The following is a 19,323-nucleotide window of genomic DNA, read 5'->3' on the forward strand; positions in this document are numbered from 1 at the left end:
ATGGGATTTAAAAAATTATTAATTCTTAGTGTCTTTTTATTGACAGTTTGTAAAACACTTCTGGGTCAGCAGCAACCGGTATTTTCTGAATACAATTACAATACCTTGCTTTTAAATCCTGCTCATGCAGGATATTACGAAAACTCAGAATTTACACTATCTAATCAAAGTAGTTTTAGCGGTATTGATGGTGCACCATCTACTTTTAACGCAACCGCAAACTTGACTTTAAACAATGAACGCGTAGGTTTAGGGGCAGGTTTCTTACGAGATGAAATAGGTGTAAGTTCAGTAACTAGTGCGTTTGCCTCTTATGCTTACAAACTCTATTTTGGTTTACAAGCTGCTGCTCCACGGTTTCACAATTTTAACCCTAATGTAATTTCTTTTGGGATTACTGCGGGAGTATTTAACTATAACGAAAATCTACTAGAATTAGGGATTTCTGAAGACCCCAATTTTCAGCAAAATATCTCAGGAACTATACCTACTTTAGGAATAGGAATTCTTTTTAATCGGAATAACTTATATGCTGGTATATCTGCTCCTAATTTGTTAGGCAATTCACTTGCTCCAGATGATGCCATTACTATAAATACAGCCGCATACGCATATGCAGGATATCGAATTTATACCGGAGTTTTTAATGAATTAGAGATTAAACCAAATTTTTTAATTCGTTATGAATCTGGCGCACCCTTATCTGTAGATCTTAATGCGATTGTTAATTATAAAAATAAGATAGAATTAGGAGCAGGATATCGAACTTCTTCTGCAGTTAATGCAATCGCAGGTGTATATCTTTTTGAACATTTTAGAATTTTATATAACTACACAATGCCTTTGATGAGCTCGCCACTGCCCAGTACTCATGGTCTGGTATTGAGCTATAGATTAGGTGAAGGTTATACAAAATAATTTATCTAGCTGTTACGCTATATATACAACCTATTCTACGTGTTTTGTAATTACGATCTTTTTTTGAAGTAATATTTCCGTCAAAACACTTGTCTAAAGTCAAATTAAAACCCTTCAATTCCCCTTTTACAAGCTGCTCCTGCCCTTTTTCTATAATTACGTAGAATGTAGATGACTCAGGCAAGACAAGGCTTCCAGAGGTCTTAATTACAGGTAGCCGCTGTCCTAAATCCCAAATGAGTTCTGGAGACCCATTTTCAAATAAAAATACCGGTTTGCCATCAGCCTTAAGGGATTCTATTTTTGGCGCAAGCATTGCATAATCTTCATTAGTATACGTAGCCTTTACTAATGGAAAACCAAAAGTAAGAAGTGCACAGGAAAAGATTACTACTCCGTAAAATGCATTTTCAATATTTTTAGATCGTAAACTGCGGACGATGAAGAACGCGGTAATTAGTATTGAAATTTGAAGGAAGGCAAACCAGATCCACATAGACCCCGTGAAAGTATCTGCAAAAAAATACAGGACTATAGGACCGGCAAGTATGGCCACAAATGCTACAACTCCAAAATTAAAATATACGGGATAGGTCTCTCGTTTATCGCGTAACTCACTAAATTTTCTAACCAGATATTCTATATAATAACTGGTATTTAATGCAAGTGGAATTAAAACAGGTAGTAGATATCTCGATTTTTTTTCTGGTATTACCGAAAGTAAAATCACCGCTGCAAGCGTCCAAATTAATGTGAAGCGATACGTTTTTAAATCTGACACCCGCGTTTTTAAATATGGATAAAGTAAACTGATAAATGCAGGGATTGTCCAAATTCCGCTTTGCGTAAAAAAACTCCAATAGTAAAAGAACGAACGTGTATTGTGATTTGCCCAGGCAGCAGCTTCCTTATCTGCTATAGTAGCTGCTGTATCTGCATCTCCAAAATAAATAGTAAGTGCCCACCACGAACTCAATGCCAGGGCAACACCTACTAACAAACTAAAAGGCACTATACGATTTTTATAAGACCTAATTTTATAAACCCAGATATATGCAATTAAAAAGGGTAATAATAATGCAAAGTGACTTACAGGCCCTTTACTCATAAAAGATAAGCCAATAAATAATCCTGCCAGAACAGCGTTTTTATATAGCCGCTGCGTAACTGTAAAAAACTGAAAAAGGAAATAAATACCCGCCAGCATAAAGGAATGTGCAAAAATATCCCAGGTACCGTTGCGCCCAGCAAATAACACATAAAATGAAGTTGCTAAAATTAAAGATGCGTAGAATGCTTGTTTAGGCACTAGCTTTAAACGCTTCTTAGAAAATGCGTAACTAAAAAGCACCATTAAGGTTGTAATAATTGCAGAGGGCAGTCGCAATGCCCATAATTTTGTGATCCCAAAAATTGCCGCAGAGAATGCACTTAACCACGTAGGCAAAGGTGGTTTTTCATAGCGAGCTTCGCCATTCATCGTTGTAAATACCCAATTATCGTAATGCAACATTTCTCGGGCCGTATTAAAATTACGGGCTTCCATAATATTAGCATACAACACATCGAGATGCGGGTAAAACAAAAACAGACAGACTGCTATTAATATAAAGGGGTAATATCGTTGATGAATTTTCATTCTTTATCAATTCCTATTGCGAGACGCATATTTCTGAAATATATAAAAACGCCCATCACATGCCCCACCAGTAAAACCGGATCTCTTCTAAACCAGGCATAGATTAAAATAAGTATTCCGCCTATGAGACTAAGTAGCCAGAAACCTAAAGGTAAGGTTGATTTTTTCTTTCGTTCAGAATAAATCCATTGGTAGATAAATCGCAGTGTAAAAATGAGCTGTGCGACACTCCCCAGAAGTAATAACCACAAGGGTATATCATCATTTTTAAAGAGTTTATCTAAATCGTAATGCCCGTTATTATACCCGTAAATCACTATTATAAGAGGAAAAACGAGTAAGAACAACCGTATCGCTTTTGGTGACTTTAGCCACTGTCCTTGCAGTTGTAAATTCCGTATATAAATAAAATAAGTAAGTGTCTGGCCTAGCATTATTGCAAAATCATCACGCAAATAACCATAAACAAAAAGTAAAAAAGAAGCACCCAGACTCAACCACCAGAATGTAGATGGTGTTAATACACGCTTTTGTTTTTCAGATAAAAACCATTGAATAACCAATCTACCCGAAAACATAAGTTGTGCAAAAAAACCAATGCTATAAATCCAGTAGGGACTACTCATATGATTTTTTAGCTACTGTATAATTGATATACTTTTTCTTCATCCATAAATAAGCAAAACAATCCATTAATGGTCCTAAGAGCCTATTCCAAACTCCAAAATTTGCGGTACCGGCAACTCGTGGAAAATGTCGTATAGGTACTTGTATCGTTTTACCGTTTTGAAGCATTATCATAGCAGGTAGAAATCGATGAAGTCCTCTAAACATAGGAATGCGCTGTGCGTATTCAGTTTTAATTATTTTTAATGGGCAACCGGTATCGTCCATCCCATCGTGTGTAAATGCTCTACGTATGTTATTTGCAATTGTACTCGACATATTCTTAACAAAAGAATCTTTGCGATCTGCACGATGCCCGGTCACTAGATCGTATTCACCTATAAAAGGGATTAACGTATTAAAATCTTCTGGCGTCGTCTGTAAATCACTATCAATATATCCTACAAGTGGTGTGGTAGTATAATCAAACCCAGCTTTAATAGCTGCACTCAAACCACAATTTTGAGCAAATGAAATATATTTAAAACCTTCACTTCTATTACAAATTTGCTCTATAAGTTGCTGGCTTTTATCTTTAGAACCATCATTAACAAAAAGTACCTGAGTAGGTACTGTCGCAATTTTAAAATAATCCTTAAATACCTGTTCTACACGAAGTAAGTTATCTTCTTCATTATAAACAGGAACCACTACGGTTAATCTATAAGACATACTAATAAATGAGTTTGCGAAAATAAGCAATACTTCTAAAGCAAATCTAAAGAATACTGATTTTTGTTAAATACCAAAATTTTTAAAACTAAAAAAACCTCATAAATACTAGATTTATGAGGTTTCATATATTTTTAAACGCTAAGCTTACATATCTAGCAAGTATGCAAAAATAAGCGGAGCCACAATTGTCGCATCGCTTTCAATTATAAACTTTGGTGTATTAATATCAAGTTTACCCCACGTAATTTTCTCATTAGGTACAGCTCCTGAGTACGATCCGTAACTGGTCGTAGAATCTGAAATCTGACAGAAGTAACTCCAGAACGGGGTATCCTCACGCTCCATATCCTGATATAACATAGGTACCACGCAGATTGGGAAATCTCCTGCTATACCACCACCTATTTGAAAGAAACCTATACCCTTCTCGCTGTTGTTAGTGTACCAGTCTGCAAGGAAAGTCATATACTCGATTCCAGACTTCATAGTTGTAGCTTTAAGCTCTCCTTTAAGAACGTAAGACGCAAATATGTTACCCATCGTACTATCTTCCCAACCCGGGCAGATAATAGGAAGGTTCTTTTCTGCAGCTGCGTACATCCAGGAATCTTTAAGATCTATCTCATAGTACTCTTCAAGCACACCACTCAAGAGCATTTTATACATATACTCATGCGGCAAATAGCGCTCACCTGCATCATCTGCATCTTTCCAAATTTTATGAATGTGCTTTTGTAATCTTCTAAAAGCTTCTTCTTCAGGAATACACGTATCTGTAACACGGTTTAGGCCTTTTTCTAATAAATCCCACTCGTCCTGAGCGGTCAAATCGCGGTAATTAGGAACACGCTTATAATGAGAATGAGCAACCAGGTTCATAATATCTTCTTCAAGGTTTGCACCTGTACACGATATAATCTGAACTTTATCCTGGCGAATCATCTCGGCAAATATTTTACCAATTTCTGCAGTACTCATTGCTCCCGCAAGAGAAACAAGCATTTTTGCACCATTGTTTAATTGCTCTTCATAAGCTTTTGCAGCGTCAACTACTGAAGCTGAGTTAAAGTGCAAATAATATTTTTCTATAAATTGAGAGATTGCTCCCTTAGTCTTCATCGTCATTTAAATCAAATTTATTTACATTACCCTTACTAGGTTTAGCAACATAACTATTATCGTAATTCTCTTCTACATCCTGTCCTTCAAATTTGTAGCTTAGCATTTTGTAATACAATTTTGCTGCTAAAAAGTCTGAAGAATTATCATTAGGATTTGGGCAAAGTTCCATAAGATCAAACCCTACCACGTTTTTCTCAGCAAAAACACGCTTTAAGAAATCCATTGTTTCGTACCAAAATAAACCTCCCGGTTCTGGTGTGCCTGTAGAAGGCATAATTGAAGGGTCTAAACCATCTAGATCAAAAGTGATAAAAACATTTTCTGTACACAGGTCTATAACATTATCAACCCAGTACTCATCCTGCACCATCTCGTGAGCAAAGAAGGTTTTATCCTCATCCATTACGGTTTTCTCCAGAACGTCCATACTACGTATTCCTACTTGAATAAGGTTTGTAGTCTGGCTTGCTTCATACATAGCACAAGCATGATTACAGGTACTACCCATATACTCTTGTCTCAAATCTGCGTGCGCATCTATTTGAATAACGGTAAGGTTATCAAAAAGCTCATTAAAAGCGCGAATTGCTCCTATTGAAACAGAATGTTCTCCACCAAAAAGGGTTACAAATTTGTTGCGCTTTATAAAATCTTTAGTCACTTTATGCACTTGAGCCACAAGTGCTTCTGGAGAACTGTTCTCTGTAATTGCCGGAGCTAAATAAATACCTTGCTGATACACCTCTGTATTGGTTTCAATATCGTAAGTCTCCATATTTTCAGAGGCTTCTAAAAAGGCTTGAGGCCCTTTATCTGCTCCTTTACCCCAGGTACTCGTACCATCATAAGGTACGGGAATGAGTACTATTTTTGAAGTTTCAAGTTTGGCAAATTCATCAGGGATGCCGGCATAATTTTTAGTTGTATTCATAACCTAAAATCTTGAGCAATTGTTCTGCTTTTTGTTGTTCGTTAAATATACGGGTTGTTAAGTTACCACTTTCATCTCGATCAATAAGAATATGTTTTGGCTGCGGAATTAAACAATGCTGCAGACCGCCGTATCCTCCTATTGATTCCTGGTAGGCTCCTGTATTAAAAAAGCCTATATATAATGGTTTATCTTTCTTGTACTTAGGTAAGTAAATAGCATTGCTATGCTGCTCACTATTATAATAATCATCACTATCGCATGTAAGTCCACCTAACAACACGCGCTCATACTCTTCTTCCCATCTATTTATAGGCAGTAGAATGAAACGCTTGCTAATTGCCCAGGTGTCTGGCAATGTGGTGATAAAAGATGAATTTATCATATTCCACTTTTCTCTGTCGTTCTGTTGTTTTTGGTACAAAACTTCATAGATAGCACCGCCGCTTTCGCCTACTGTAAAGCTTCCGAATTCTGTAAAAATATTAGGCACTACTACGTCTGCTTCTTCACAGGTAATTTTTATCTGGTTAATGATCTCATCTACCATATAAGCATAGTCGTAATCAAATGCCAATGAGTTTTTTATAGGAAAGCCTCCACCTATATTTAAACTGTCTAAACTTGGACATATTTTTTTTAGGCGGGTATATACTTTTAAACACTTATTTAACTCATTCCAGTAATATGCAGTATCGCGTATTCCGGTATTGATAAAAAAGTGAAGCATCTTTAACTCAACCTGATCGTTATTTTTGATCTGATCTTCGTAAAACGGAACAATGTTTTTATAGCCAATTCCTAAACGAGAGGTATAAAACTCAAATTTAGGCTCTTCTTCTGAAGCAATACGAATCCCTATTTTAAAATCTCCCTTAATACCTTCAGAGAGTAAGTTTATTTCTTCATAGTTATCAATAATAGGAACACAGTTTTTATGACCGTTATTCATCAGATTTGTAATGTTCTCAATGTATTGATCTCTTTTAAAACCATTACATATAACATACGTATCGTCTGTAATCTTACCGTTTTCCTTAAGCTTATTTACTATATCAATATCGAAAGCTGATGATGTTTCAATATGAATATCGTTTTTTAAAGCCTCATCTAAAATATGTTTAAAGTGGGAACTTTTAGTACAATAGCAGTAATTGTAATTACCCTTATAATTGTGCTTTTGTATAGCATCTTTAAACCAGGTTTTTGCTCTATTGATATTATCCGATATTTTTGGCAGATAACTAAATTTTAATGGAGCTCCATATTGCTCTACTAAAGCCATCAAATCTATATCGTGAAATTGCAGGTGATTTTCTTCAAGCTTAAAATCTTCCTGAGGAAAATAAAAGGATTGATCTATAAGATCTATATATTTCGTATTCATCAAATAATTTAAAGTGTGAAATGTAAAAAAAGAATTTGAGATAAGACACTTAGAAATCTTAAGGTATTGCAAAAGACTTAATATTTACCTCAATTTTAATTTTATCTATTCAACAATTTTAGATTTAAAATTAAATAAACAAGCACTAATCTAGTATATTAAAGATACTTAAAGCATCATTAGATTATTTATTTCCTGTTGGCTCAAGTGTTTATATTTTCCGCGCGGAAGATCCTTTTTAGTAAGTGATGCTATCGTCACACAATCTACACGTACCACCTGATACTCTAATTGCTCAAAAATTGTACGTATTACACTGTTGCCTACATTACGTAGTTTTAATCCAACTTCTTTTTTAGGAGAGCCGGTTACATAACTTATATCTTCAACAAATATTTTTTTCCCTTCTACCACAAGACCTTTGGCAATTTTCTCCAAATCTTCTGCTTTTAGATTTTTATCTAATTCTATATGAAATAATCGAGGCAGACCTGCTTTAGAATTAGTCAACTTCTGCATTAATTTCTCATCATTAGTAAAAAGAATAAGACCGGTTGCATTACGACCTAATCTGCCTACCGGCTGTATTCTAGATTTAGTAGCAGGCGCAACAAGATCCATAACAGTCATCCCTTTTTCATTACTTGTTGTTACCGAAAATCCTTTAGGCTTGTTAAGTAAAACATATGCTTTAGGCTCAGGATTAATACGCGTACCATCAAAACGCACATCATCATCAAGCTTCACTTTGTACCCCATTTCATTAATGATCTCGCCGTTTACAGAAACCTGACCTGTTGCGATATACATATCTGCCTCACGTCTCGAGCAAACACCACTGTTTGAAATATATTTGTTAAGACGTATACCGTCTTTAGCTTTATTTTTTGCAGAAGTAGTTTTACTAGCTTCTGATGCTTTACCTTTTGCTGCAGTTCCCTTAGCAGAATCTGTAGTTTTTCTTTTAATAGGAGCATTGCCTCTGGCATTGCTTTTACTGCGTATATTATTAGAACCGCGACCAGACGCTTTCCCGTCTCTACTGCTTTCCTGATGTCTGCTCATAATTTTAAATTTTGGCAAAGATACATATTTAAATAGCGAAAACAGAGGATATAAAAAGGCTCCAAATTCTGTTTTTATTACATTGTATTGCGAAGTGAATTAACCTTTACATCATACACGTTCAGTCATTTACTATTAAAATAATAACAGCAAACAAAAACTTGATTCTATTCTGTAATAAATAAGCTGCAAACTGAAATTATTCTAACAAATCGTAAAATTCCATTTCACTTTTGACAATTGTATCTCTTGTGTTAACAACGCTTTATTTAACTCAAACGGAAAGTTTTAATTGGTATTTGATAATGTCACTAATAAAGATCCTCTGGGCAGATCGTACTACATTTGACTTGTCAATCTAAAACAAGAAATCATGAAAAAATTACCACTTATTTTACTTTTATCAATATTAAGTTGGGGAAGTGCGTCAGCAGGTACAGACCCAAAACCAGAGACAGCCAGTACGGCATTAAGAAATCAAATTATTAATTTACTAGGAACTCCTGAGCTTACACTTAATGATGAACTTTTAGAAAGCACTATTCAATTTATGGTGACTGCCCAAAAGACAATTGTTGTACTTAATGTTACTACAGAAAGTGCTCAGTTAGAAAATTACATTAAGAACAGACTTAACTACAAGAAAACCGAAATAGAAGTAACAGGGAACCGTATGTACTACCTGCCTTTTAAGATCAAAAAAGGGTAAACCTTTAATTATTTATTTTATTAGCTAAGAAAACCACTGCAATGCAGTGGTTTTTTAGTTTAGATAATTCGGTTTATAACCAGATCAGTATCTATGAGAAGTATGCTAAATACACCAGACACGATAATAAATTTTAAAATATTATGAAGCAAAACGTAGTGCATTTTAGCGCGAGACCACCAGAGCCAATACGAGAACATAAGCAATAGAGCTATACTCGCATAAAAGTAGTACCGCATAAGACCCACATCAAAATAATTTACTAATAAGAAAGTAGGCAGAATCGTTAGAATGATAAGAAGAGTTATGACCGCCTTTGTTGTTGGCTCACCGTAAACAATAGGTATGTTTCTATGTCCCAATGCAATATCACCCTTTATGTTTTCGAGATCTTTAATAAGCTCACGCATAATAATGATCAGACCTAAAAAAGTAGCGTGCACAAAAATGACTTTTTCAAAATTACTGTAGTAAATAAATACCGCGAAAAAAGGAATTAAAGCAAGAGATGCAGAGGTAAGGTTGCCTAGAAAGAGTATTTTTTTAAGCTTGTGAGAATAAAACCAAATTCCAAAAATATACCCTGAAAAAAACAGCACCGCAAAAAAGGAAACTGAACTCGCAACGACTATCGCTAGAAAGTTTAATATAAAATATAACGTGAGTATTTTATTCTGACTCACCATATGATCTAAACGCGTCTTTTGCGGACGATTAATTAAATCTTTTTCGCTATCGTAAAAACTATTAATTATATAGCCTCCTGCAATAACTAATGCCGAAGCTGATACAATTGCAAATAAATTGAGATCGAGCAGAACTTCCCGAAGCGGAATATCTGGTGATAAAATAAATATAGATGCTAAATATTGTGCTAATACAATAATGAGAATATTATAACCCCGTACAACCGAAAACAAACTAAAAAACTTAAGAAGTAAAAGTTTGTTTCTTCTGCTTATACGAGACATAACCTATATTTAAGTAGAAGTATTCTAGAAGTTGTAAACTACCTCTAGCTTGTGACCATCTAAGGCCTTTCGGGCTTTATCTATATCTTCGGTAAAACCTAAAATATAACCACCACCACCAGAACCGCAAAGCTTAAGGTAAAAATCGTTAGACTCAATACCTTGCTTCCACAACTCGTGAAAACTTGCAGGAATCATAGGTTTAAAGTTTCCTAAGACAGTTTTTGATAATTGCTTTACGTTACTCAATAAAGACTTTACATCGCCTTTTAGAAAATCATCAACACAAGCATCTGTATGTTTTACAAATTGCGTTTTAAGCATTTTTCTAAAACCTTCCTGCTTCATATTTTCCATAAAAATATGCACCATAGGAGCTGTCTCACCTACAATACCACTATCTAAAAGAAAAACGGCGCCTTTACCATCTAAAGTCTGTGAAGGTATCCCTGCAGGCTCAATATCGTCTTTGCTGTTAATTAAAATAGGAAGACTTAAATAACTATTTAAAGGATCTAAACCTGATGATTTTCCGTGGAAAAAAGATTCCATTTGACCGAAAATTGATTTTAATTTCAGCAATTTATCTCGGGTAAGATTTTCTAGGATTGTAATTTTATCTAAGGCATATTTATCGTAAATAGAGGCTACTAAAGCACCACTACTTCCTACTCCGTAACCTTGTGGAATAGTACTGTCAAAATACATTCCTTCAGCCACATCGGCTTTTAATTCATCTATATTAAATTGAACCAATTCTGGTTGTTCTGTCTGTAGTGTTTCTAAATAAACAGCAAAACGTCCTAAACTTGCATTTGATTTAATAGCCCCTTCGCCTGGGTTTTCATCTACTTTAAGAGCTCCATTATAGAAGTTATAAGGTATAGACAAGCCTTTAGAATTTTTGATAATTCCGTACTCACCAAACAGAAGAATTTTTGAATAAAATAAAGGTCCTTTCATAGAATTATCCTAACTAATCAACAGCAAAGTTACAACTTTATTGCTCCTATTCCCACACTATCAAAAATATACCGTTTATCCTGGCAATACTCGCTAAGTGTAGATTTAATAAATTTTTGAACTTCCTCTTTATACATCTTCGGAAATAAAACGTGAACATTTGCTCCAGCATCTAGTGTAAAACATATCGGAATAAACGTTTCACGTCGATACTCCCAAATTTTCTCAATGATTTTTAAAGTATTAGGTTTCATCAATATAAAATAGGGTGTACTCGTCAACATCATTGCGTGTAAAGTAAGCGCTTCACTTTCTACCAGATGTATAAACGCATCTAAATCACCATTTTTTAATATAGTTATGAGTTTTGAAATATTCTCATTGGCTTGATCAAATCTACTTGAAGCAAACGGGTGATTGTGCATTAAGTTATGCCCCACGGTGCTACTTACCTGCTTTTCTCCCTGATCAACTAATAAAATAGCATCTTGATAATCTTCAAAATTCTCATGTACCTCATACGGATATGAAATACCAAAAAGATCACTACTTCCTTTTACCTCTTGATGTTCTCCCCAAACGACCAGCGGCCCTTCTAGAGAACGACAGCCACTACCCGACCCTAATCTGGCGATAAAAGATGCTTTTTGAATAAAATACGTATCATTTATGGAAGGTTGCATTTCACGCTCCATTTCCATTAGACATAAGGCAATTGCACTTAAACCGCTGGCAGATGAAGCAATACCTGAACTATGCGGAAAACTATTTGATGTATCTATTACAAACGCATAATCTCTAATAAATGGCAAATAAGCAACAACTCGACTAAAGAACTGATGTATTTTAGCTTCGAAACCAGGCTTGTGTTTGCCATCTAACAGGACCTTTACTTCAAAATCTTCTTCAAAATTTTCCCGCTTCTCAAAATGCAATGTGGTCGTTGTTTTACACGTATTTAGTGTAAAACTTACAGAAGGATTTTTTGGAATCTGTACACTCTGTTTTCCCCAGTATTTTACAAGAGCTATATTACTGGGAGATGCGTAACTCACAGATTTACTCGTAAGCGCCTGTGTGTATTCTGAAGGTAAGAATTTTGAAATAGTCATAGCGCAAATATAAAACCTATAAAAACTTCTCAAAGGGTTCAACTGCTTTTTTAAACAGAACGCACTAAGAAATAATTTTATAAATTAGTCTCAAGAAACATACCTATGAATTCAAAGAAAATAAAACGTATTCTAATAGCAGTTTTTATTTGCCTTGCAGTAGGATTTATAGGTGCTGTAGCAACACAAAGTAGTGTAACAACGTGGTACCCTACATTAACAAAACCATTCTTTACTCCCCCTAACTGGCTATTTGCCCCAGTTTGGACAACACTGTATATTCTAATGGGTATCGCAGCAGGTCTAGTCTGGGATGGTGGTTTTTATCACAAATGGGTAAAAACAGCTCTTTATCATTTTGGGTTTCAACTTCTGTTAAATGCGTTTTGGTCAATTATCTTTTTTGGGCTTCATCTTATAATGCCGGCTCTACTTGTTATTACCGCCCTGCTCATACTACTTCTATTTACCTATAAGTGGTTTAGGGTTGTAAATGTTAAAGCAGCCTTTTTACTCATACCTTATATAATATGGGTATGTTACGCCACTGCTTTAAATTTTGAAATATGGAGATTAAATTAGAGTTGTTTTGATAAAGCCTGAGCAGCAATATAACCACCCGTCCAGGCACTTTGAAAATTAAACCCTCCGGTTATGGCATCTATATCCAGAACCTCACCTACAAAATACAACTTCTCAAATTGCTTACTTTGATAGGTTTTAAAATCTATCTCTTTTAGATTGACACCTCCTGCAGTAACAAACTCCTCTTTAAAAGTACTTTTCCCATTTACTTGGAAAATACCTTCAAGCAATTGATGTTCTAAATTCTGAAAATCATTTTTAGTAGCATCGGCCCATTTTTTATCGGGCTGTATTGCTGAAGCTTCAACTAGACTTTGCCATAGTCTCTTTGGAAGGTCAAATGGAGACCATTTTGCGATAGTCTGTTTTGCTAACTTAATTTTAAAATCTGCCAACTGTTCTTTCAGTTCTTCAGATTCTAATTTTGGAAGCCAATTAACACGTATAAAGAATTTATATTCAAGTTCATTTAAAACACGCGCTCCCCAGGCTGAAAGTTTTAAGATTCCCGGGCCGCTCATACCCCAATGCGTTATCAGAATAGGACCTTCGCTATAAGACAAATCTGCCTCAGAAGCATTTGATAATTTTATAGGCTTCTTAGCTCTATCTAATAAACTTACCCGCGCTAAGGCAGATAAGCCCGCTAATGTTTCAATACGTGAATCTTTAATATTGAATGTAAAAAGCGAAGGTACAGCAGACACAACCTTAACTCCTTTATTTTCAATAATATTCAACATTTTAGGATTGCTTCCGGTAGCTAAAACAACAGATTTAGATTTAAAGTTTTCGGTTTTACCTTGTACAAGCCATAGACCATCTACCTGCTCTACATCTACTATGGGACATTTAGTTTGAATAGTTATACCGTATATTTCGGCCTCCTTTAAAAAACAATCTATTATAGTCTGCGAGCTATCACTGGTGGGGAAAATTCTTCCGTCATCTTCAATCTTGAGTGATACGCCTCGCTCCTCAAACCAGGCCATCGTATCTCCCGTTAAAAAAGTATGAAAAGGCCCTAATAATTCTCGCTTTCCTCTGGGATAGTTATCTGTTAAAGGCCTGGGTTCAAATATAGAGTGTGTAACATTACATCTCCCCCCACCCGAAATTTTAACTTTTTCAAGTACCTGAGCACCTCGTTCTACAATTAAGATAGATAGATTTGGATTTAATTTAGCAAGATTTATAGCTGTAAAAAAACCAGCAGCACCTCCGCCAATTATTATAGAATCATAGGTCATAACTGCAAAGATAAATGTGTAAATAATAAGGTGATTGTATAATCGCAAAAATCTTAGTATTCATTTTCATTTACTTAATCGATTTAGGACACTCAATCTGACTATTTTCAGATTGAAAACGCGTCAAAAATGAATAATGTGACGCATTTTAACCTAATAATTCAACCCTAACCCCTAATAATATCATTTAATTCTATAGAAGTTTAAAATTTATGTAGCAAATAAATTTAAAGTGCACAATATAAGTAATAAGGTGTTTATTTATCTGCGTTGCACAATTGATAATTTTAAATCAAAATTTCATCAAATTATTAATCAATCAGCAATAAATTGCGAATAAGCGTAAAAAATACGCGTTTTTTTACTACATCGATTTCGTAACTTAAACGTTGTAGTAGCCACTATTATTCATTTTTTTATATAAATTTAACAACCAGAATCTATTAAAAACTAAAACAATTTAAAATTAATTTTATGAAGCAATTTATACTTAGAAGTATGCTGTTTTGCGCTTCGCTATTACTGGCAGGTATAGCACAAGCACAAACGGTATCGGGAACAGTATCTGAGCCAAATGGCCCGCTACCCGGCGCAAACGTTCTCGTTAAAGGAACAACAAATGGTACAACTACCGACTTTGACGGTAATTACACCATTAATAATGTAGCTGCAGGGAGCACCTTAATATTTAGCTACGTGGGCTTTTCAGCTAAAGAAGTTGCTGTAAATGGTAAATCAACTATAAATGTTACTTTAGAAGAAGATGCCGCTGCATTGGAAGAAGTAGTTGTAATTGGTTATGGAACAACAACTGTTAAGGATGCAACAGGTTCTGTTTCTTCGGTAACCTCTGAAGACTTTCAGCAAGGGGTAATTCAATCACCAGAACAATTAATCCAGGGTAAAACTGCGGGTGTTCAAATTTCAGAATCTTCTGGTGAGCCTGGTGCAGGAATATCTGTACGTATTAGAGGTACTAACTCAATTCGTTCTGGTAACAACCCTTTATTTGTTATTGATGGCGTGCCATTAACTTCAGGAGGTGCTCCTGCTGGAACTGCTGGTTCAATAGGTGCTACAGCTGCCAGAAACCCACTAAGCTTTTTAAACCCTAATGATATTGAAAGTATTTCTATATTAAAAGATGCATCTGCTACAGCTATTTATGGTTCTCGTGGAGCAAACGGGGTTATTATCATTCAAACTAAAGGAGGTAGAGGTGCAAGCGAAGGCAGATTTGAATTTAATACTTCAACAAGTTTTTCTACTCCTTCTACACGTTATGACTTATTAGAGCGAGAGGGTTTTCTAGATGCTATCGCTAGTGTAGGTGGAAATAGAAGCCTTGCTGATTTTGGAGCAAATTCTGATTTTCAAGACGTGTATACACGTAGTACATTCTCTACTAAAAACGACTTAAGCTATGCTAAGAGCTATGGTTCTGGTAATGTGAGAGCTTCTATTAGCTATGGAGATACAAAAGGTATTGTAGAAAACACCTCTCAAGAGCGTATTACAGGAAGATTAAATATTACACAACGCTTTTTTGATGATAAATTAACAGTAAGTGGTCAAGCAACATTATCTCGCGTAAATGATGAGTTTACACTTATATCTGGTAGTGCAGGTTCAACAGGAGATTTAATTGGGGCGTCAATTACCGCTAACCCTACTTTTCCTGTAAATCCTACATTTGACCCAGGCTCAAACATTTTAAATCCAGCTAACTTATTAGCTAATTTTGAAGGATTATCAGAAACCGACAGATTTTTAGCGAATATTTCTGCTGATTATGAAATAGTGGAAGGTCTAAATGCTAAAGTAACTTATGGTTATGATAGAGTACAAGCTGAGACGACTTCTATAGTTGCTCCTTCTATTTTAGGATTTAATGGCTCAAGTAATATTGGACGTGGTTATTATTCTGCTAACAACCAAGACAACCAATTATTTGAAGCAACATTAAGCTATAAAAAAGTATTCGGCAATGTTGCTATAGACCTTGTTGGTGGATATTCATACCAAGAATTTGCAAGAGATGGATTTGGCTCTGAAGGTGCAGGATTCTCTACAAATAATATGGGACAGATTGCAAATCAAGTTAAATCTACTTATAATACTATTACTGGTCTCGTAGGTGAAAAAAATGTAATTTTTGGTTACGGTAATGATGGTTCGTATTTAAATAGAATCACATTTCCCGGTTTTGATAATGAAGGCACTTTACCTGCCTTTGATAAAATTATCCCTGCATTTGTACTTAATAATAATTATGATAATACAGACGAATTACAGTCTTATTTTGCAAGAGCTAATATTACATTATTTGATAAATTCCTATTAACAGGAACATTTAGAGCAGATGGTTCTTCAACTTTTGGTCAAAATGAACGTTATGGATATTTTCCTTCTGGAGCATTTGCTTGGCAGTTACATAAAGAAGATTTTATACCAGAAACTTTTTCTACTTTAAAACTACGTTTAGCTGCAGGTACAGTAGGTAGCCAAGAAGGTTTAGGCTATGGTCTATTTATTCAAAGAGAAATTCTAGGAGGTAGTGGAATAAGCAACGATCTGAATGTTTTACCAAGACCTGGGACTTCAATCGTAGGTGGTTTCCCAAACCCAGATTTAAAATGGGAGTCTACAACAGATTTAAACGTGGGTCTTGACTTCGGTTTTAATAATGATCGTTTAAATGGTACTATTAACGTATACCGCAAGGAAACAAAAGATTTATTGTTAACTACTGAATTAGCTGCACCAGGATCTGGTACAATTTTCAGAAACTTACCTGATGGATCTATCGTTAACTCAGGAGTTGAATTTGCTATTGACTATGGATTTATAGAAACTGATGATTGGGATTTCTCGGGTAACTTCAACATCTCATACAACAGTAATGAGGTAAAAGATGTCCCAGTACCTATTAATGCAGGACCAATTAATGGTAACGGATTAACAAACGCCTTTGCACAAAGACTTCAAGCGGGACAACCTCTATTTTCTTACTATATGGCAGAATTTACTGGTTTTGATGCAGATGGTAATCCTACTTATTTTGACTTTGACGGAAACGGTGTAGGAGACCCTGATTCAGATAAATTTTTCTTAGGAAAAGATGCTGTACCCGATGTTAACGCAGGTTTATCCCTAAATGCACGTTATAAAAACTTTGATGTATCTACCTATTTGACAGGGCAATTTGGTTTTTACGTTTACAATGCTACAGCAAATGCTTTCTTTACAAAAAGTGCATTGTTAATACAAAAGAATGTTACTCAAGATGTTCCAGGAACCACAGAAAATCCTGGGTCTACTGTTGCAGTTTCTTCAAGGTTTTTAGAGAAAGGAGATTTTGTAAGACTACAAACCGTTTCATTTGGATATAATATTCCTGTAAGAGAAGATGGTATATTTAATTCTTTACGCTTTTCATTAACTGGACAAAATCTACTTTTATTGAGTGGCTATAGTGGATTAGATCCTGAGATTTCAGTGAGTACAGGTAACTTAAATGCTTCTGCAATACCAACTGCGGGAATTGATTATGCCGCTTATCCAAGACCACTGACGGTTACTTTTGGTGTAAATGCAACATTTTAAAAAAAAAGTATTATGAAAAAAAATAAAAATACAATTCAACGATTTTCAAAAGTATGGCTATCTGCTTTTGCTTTCGCTGCTATACTATCTTCGTGTACAGACCTGGAGATAGAGCAAACAGATTCAAATTTCCGTGACGCTAATGACTCATCATTTCAAGGTGTTACAGATCCGCAATCTTTTGTTGATGATATTTACAATCAATTAAGAGGTCAAATTGGAGACCAGGCTAATTTATATGCCCTTAGTGAAGTTACAACAGATGCTTCCCTAGTTCCAACAAGAGGATCTGACTGGGGTGATAACGGGATCTGGCGCCAATTACACCAGCACGACTGGAGGCCAAGTCATCAATTTATCGAAAATGTTTGGAATCAATGGAACAATACACATTTTAGAGCAGCTCAGGTTCTTTCTGACTTAACACAAGCTGATCCTACTCTTAAAGCTAATGCATCTTTTTTAAGAGCATTGGGAATGTTTGTTATTTTAGATAACTATGGTCAAATACCAGTGAGAGATGTGACTGCTACTCCTTTTGTAGATCCTGAAGTAATAAGTGGTCAGGAAGCTGTAGATCAAATTGTTTCTGATCTTAATGATGCTATTGCTGGTTTACCTACAGTTGGTCCGGGTAGTGGCGTTGGAGATACCAATTCTCCTTTAATTAAAGCAACTAAAGCTTCTGCCAGATATCTGCTTGCCAAAGTTCTATTAAATAAACATATCTATTTAAAGACTGAACCTGCAACAGCAGACATGAATCAAGTAATAACATTAGTTGATGCTATTGCAGCAGACGGTTATGCTCTTGAAGATGACTATTTTGATATATTTAAAAATACATTAGATAAAGAAACAATCTGGTTTATCCCAACAGCGGTAGGTAACAGAATCTGGAATGGTTTACATTACAATCAATCTCCAGAGATTGTTGGAGGAGGCTGGAATGGTTTTGCTACTTTAGCAGAATATTATGATTTATTTGAAGGGGATGCTAATTCAAATGCACCAGGTTCGGGTCAGGAAGAAAGAAGAGGTGTAGTCCCTAACGGTGGTTTACCGGTATCTCAAGTTGATGGTGGAGTCGATGTAAATGATAATAATATTGCAGATGGTTCTAGCGTAGGTTTTGGTTTCCTAATTGGTCAACAGTTTTCTGACACTGGTGCACCCTTAAATGCTAGATCTGGAAAACCATTAACATTTAAAAGAAATTTTGTAGATGGAAATGGTAACCCTAGCCTTATAAATAATGATGAAACTACCGGTATCCGAGTAATTAAATATAACCCAAGATTTGGAGGTCAGACTGAACACGAAATATTCTTCCGCTTTTCAGATGCATACCTTATGAAAGCTGAAGCCATGTTTAGAGCGGGACAGGACCCTACAGCAATGATGAATGTTTTGAGAGGTTTACGTGAAGCTACGCCATTTAGTAACGCTGTAACAGAACAAGACATTATTGATGAGAGAGGCCGTGAGTTATACACAGAATTCTGGAGACGTAATGATTTAATTCGTTTTGGTCAATATACTAAAGACTGGGAGTTAAAAACACCTTCTGAAGTTGGTAATGATAATAGAAATTTATTTCCTATTCCTGCTAATCAATTAATACTTAACCCTAATTTAGTTCAAAACCCGGGTTACTAAATCTTATTTATTTTTAGCCTAAATAAAAGAGAGGATCACAAAATGATCCTCTCTTTTAAATTAGT

At 35.3% G+C, this 19,323-nt stretch carries 16 protein-coding genes; 5 read left to right on the forward strand and 11 right to left on the reverse strand.

Annotated features, from left to right (window positions below; translation table 11 throughout):
* A complete protein-coding gene (locus P164_RS11460; protein WP_028376518.1) occupies window positions 1-918 on the forward strand; it encodes a PorP/SprF family type IX secretion system membrane protein in 918 nt (305 codons plus the stop codon).
* A 1-nt stretch (window position 919) separates the two neighbouring features.
* Here P164_RS11460 and P164_RS11465 read toward each other — a convergent pair whose 3' ends face one another.
* The 7 genes from P164_RS11465 to P164_RS11495 form a co-directional block, all read right to left on the reverse strand.
* Window positions 920-2,557 carry an ArnT family glycosyltransferase gene (locus tag P164_RS11465; protein WP_028376519.1) on the reverse strand — a complete coding sequence of 546 codons (1,638 nt, stop codon included), beginning with the start codon at window positions 2,555-2,557 and terminating at the stop codon, window positions 920-922.
* Window positions 2,554-3,183: a lipid-A-disaccharide synthase N-terminal domain-containing protein gene (locus tag P164_RS11470; protein ID WP_028376520.1), complete on the reverse strand. Its 630-nt coding sequence runs from the start codon at window positions 3,181-3,183 to the stop codon at window positions 2,554-2,556. The genes P164_RS11465 and P164_RS11470 overlap by 4 nt, the downstream gene beginning before the upstream one ends.
* Window positions 3,176-3,895, reverse strand: coding sequence for a glycosyltransferase (locus tag P164_RS11475; protein ID WP_028376521.1), 720 nt, complete (start codon window positions 3,893-3,895; stop codon window positions 3,176-3,178). Before P164_RS11475 ends, P164_RS11470 begins: the two co-directional genes overlap by 8 nt.
* A 147-nt stretch (window positions 3,896-4,042) precedes the next feature.
* Window positions 4,043-5,017, reverse strand: a complete 975-nt coding sequence (locus tag P164_RS11480) for a deoxyhypusine synthase family protein (RefSeq protein WP_028376522.1) — start codon at window positions 5,015-5,017, stop codon at window positions 4,043-4,045.
* A complete protein-coding gene (speB, locus tag P164_RS11485; RefSeq protein WP_028376523.1) occupies window positions 5,007-5,951 on the reverse strand; it encodes an agmatinase in 945 nt (314 codons plus the stop codon). Before speB ends, P164_RS11480 begins: the two co-directional genes overlap by 11 nt.
* Window positions 5,938-7,338: an arginine decarboxylase gene (locus P164_RS11490; RefSeq protein ID WP_028376524.1), complete on the reverse strand. Its 1,401-nt coding sequence runs from the start codon at window positions 7,336-7,338 to the stop codon at window positions 5,938-5,940. Before P164_RS11490 ends, speB begins: the two co-directional genes overlap by 14 nt.
* A 168-nt stretch (window positions 7,339-7,506) precedes the next feature.
* Window positions 7,507-8,403, reverse strand: coding sequence for a pseudouridine synthase (locus P164_RS11495; RefSeq protein WP_028376525.1), 897 nt, complete (start codon window positions 8,401-8,403; stop codon window positions 7,507-7,509).
* 373 nt (window positions 8,404-8,776) lie between these two features.
* Between P164_RS11495 and P164_RS11500 the strand changes: the two genes are divergently transcribed.
* A complete protein-coding gene (locus P164_RS11500) occupies window positions 8,777-9,112 on the forward strand; it encodes a hypothetical protein (protein ID WP_028376526.1) in 336 nt (111 codons plus the stop codon).
* Window positions 9,113-9,171: 59 nt separating this feature from the next.
* Here P164_RS11500 and P164_RS11505 read toward each other — a convergent pair whose 3' ends face one another.
* The 3 genes from P164_RS11505 to P164_RS11515 are packed head-to-tail and all read right to left on the reverse strand — an operon-like array spanning window position 9,172 to window position 12,158.
* Window positions 9,172-10,083, reverse strand: coding sequence for a geranylgeranylglycerol-phosphate geranylgeranyltransferase (locus P164_RS11505; RefSeq protein WP_028376527.1), 912 nt, complete (start codon window positions 10,081-10,083; stop codon window positions 9,172-9,174).
* Window positions 10,084-10,107: 24 nt separating this feature from the next.
* Window positions 10,108-11,046, reverse strand: coding sequence for a mevalonate kinase (locus tag P164_RS11510; RefSeq protein ID WP_028376528.1), 939 nt, complete (start codon window positions 11,044-11,046; stop codon window positions 10,108-10,110).
* A 29-nt stretch (window positions 11,047-11,075) separates the two neighbouring features.
* Window positions 11,076-12,158, reverse strand: coding sequence for a diphosphomevalonate/mevalonate 3,5-bisphosphate decarboxylase family protein (locus P164_RS11515; RefSeq protein ID WP_028376529.1), 1,083 nt, complete (start codon window positions 12,156-12,158; stop codon window positions 11,076-11,078).
* A 105-nt stretch (window positions 12,159-12,263) separates the two neighbouring features.
* Between P164_RS11515 and P164_RS11520 the strand changes: the two genes are divergently transcribed.
* Complete coding sequence (locus P164_RS11520; RefSeq protein WP_028376530.1) at window positions 12,264-12,740, forward strand: TspO/MBR family protein; 477 nt, start codon at window positions 12,264-12,266, stop codon at window positions 12,738-12,740.
* On the opposite strand, the gene P164_RS11525 is transcribed toward P164_RS11520, so the two are convergent.
* On the reverse strand, window positions 12,737-13,993 hold the full coding sequence (locus tag P164_RS11525; RefSeq protein ID WP_028376531.1) for an NAD(P)/FAD-dependent oxidoreductase: 1,257 nt from the start codon (window positions 13,991-13,993) through the stop codon (window positions 12,737-12,739). The genes P164_RS11520 and P164_RS11525 overlap by 4 nt on opposite strands.
* A gap of 474 nt (window positions 13,994-14,467) precedes the next feature.
* On the opposite strand from P164_RS11525, the gene P164_RS11530 reads away from it, so the two are divergent.
* Together P164_RS11530 and P164_RS11535 are read left to right on the forward strand one after the other, a co-directional pair.
* Window positions 14,468-17,599 (forward strand): SusC/RagA family TonB-linked outer membrane protein, encoded by a 3,132-nt coding sequence (locus P164_RS11530; protein ID WP_028376532.1) that lies wholly within the window; start codon window positions 14,468-14,470, stop codon window positions 17,597-17,599.
* A 12-nt stretch (window positions 17,600-17,611) separates the two neighbouring features.
* Window positions 17,612-19,258 carry a RagB/SusD family nutrient uptake outer membrane protein gene (locus P164_RS11535; protein ID WP_028376533.1) on the forward strand — a complete coding sequence of 549 codons (1,647 nt, stop codon included), beginning with the start codon at window positions 17,612-17,614 and terminating at the stop codon, window positions 19,256-19,258.
* The last annotated feature ends 65 nt before the right edge of the window (window positions 19,259-19,323 follow it).

This window comes from Leeuwenhoekiella sp. MAR_2009_132 (genome assembly GCF_000687915.1).
GTDB lineage: Bacteria > Bacteroidota > Bacteroidia > Flavobacteriales > Flavobacteriaceae > Leeuwenhoekiella.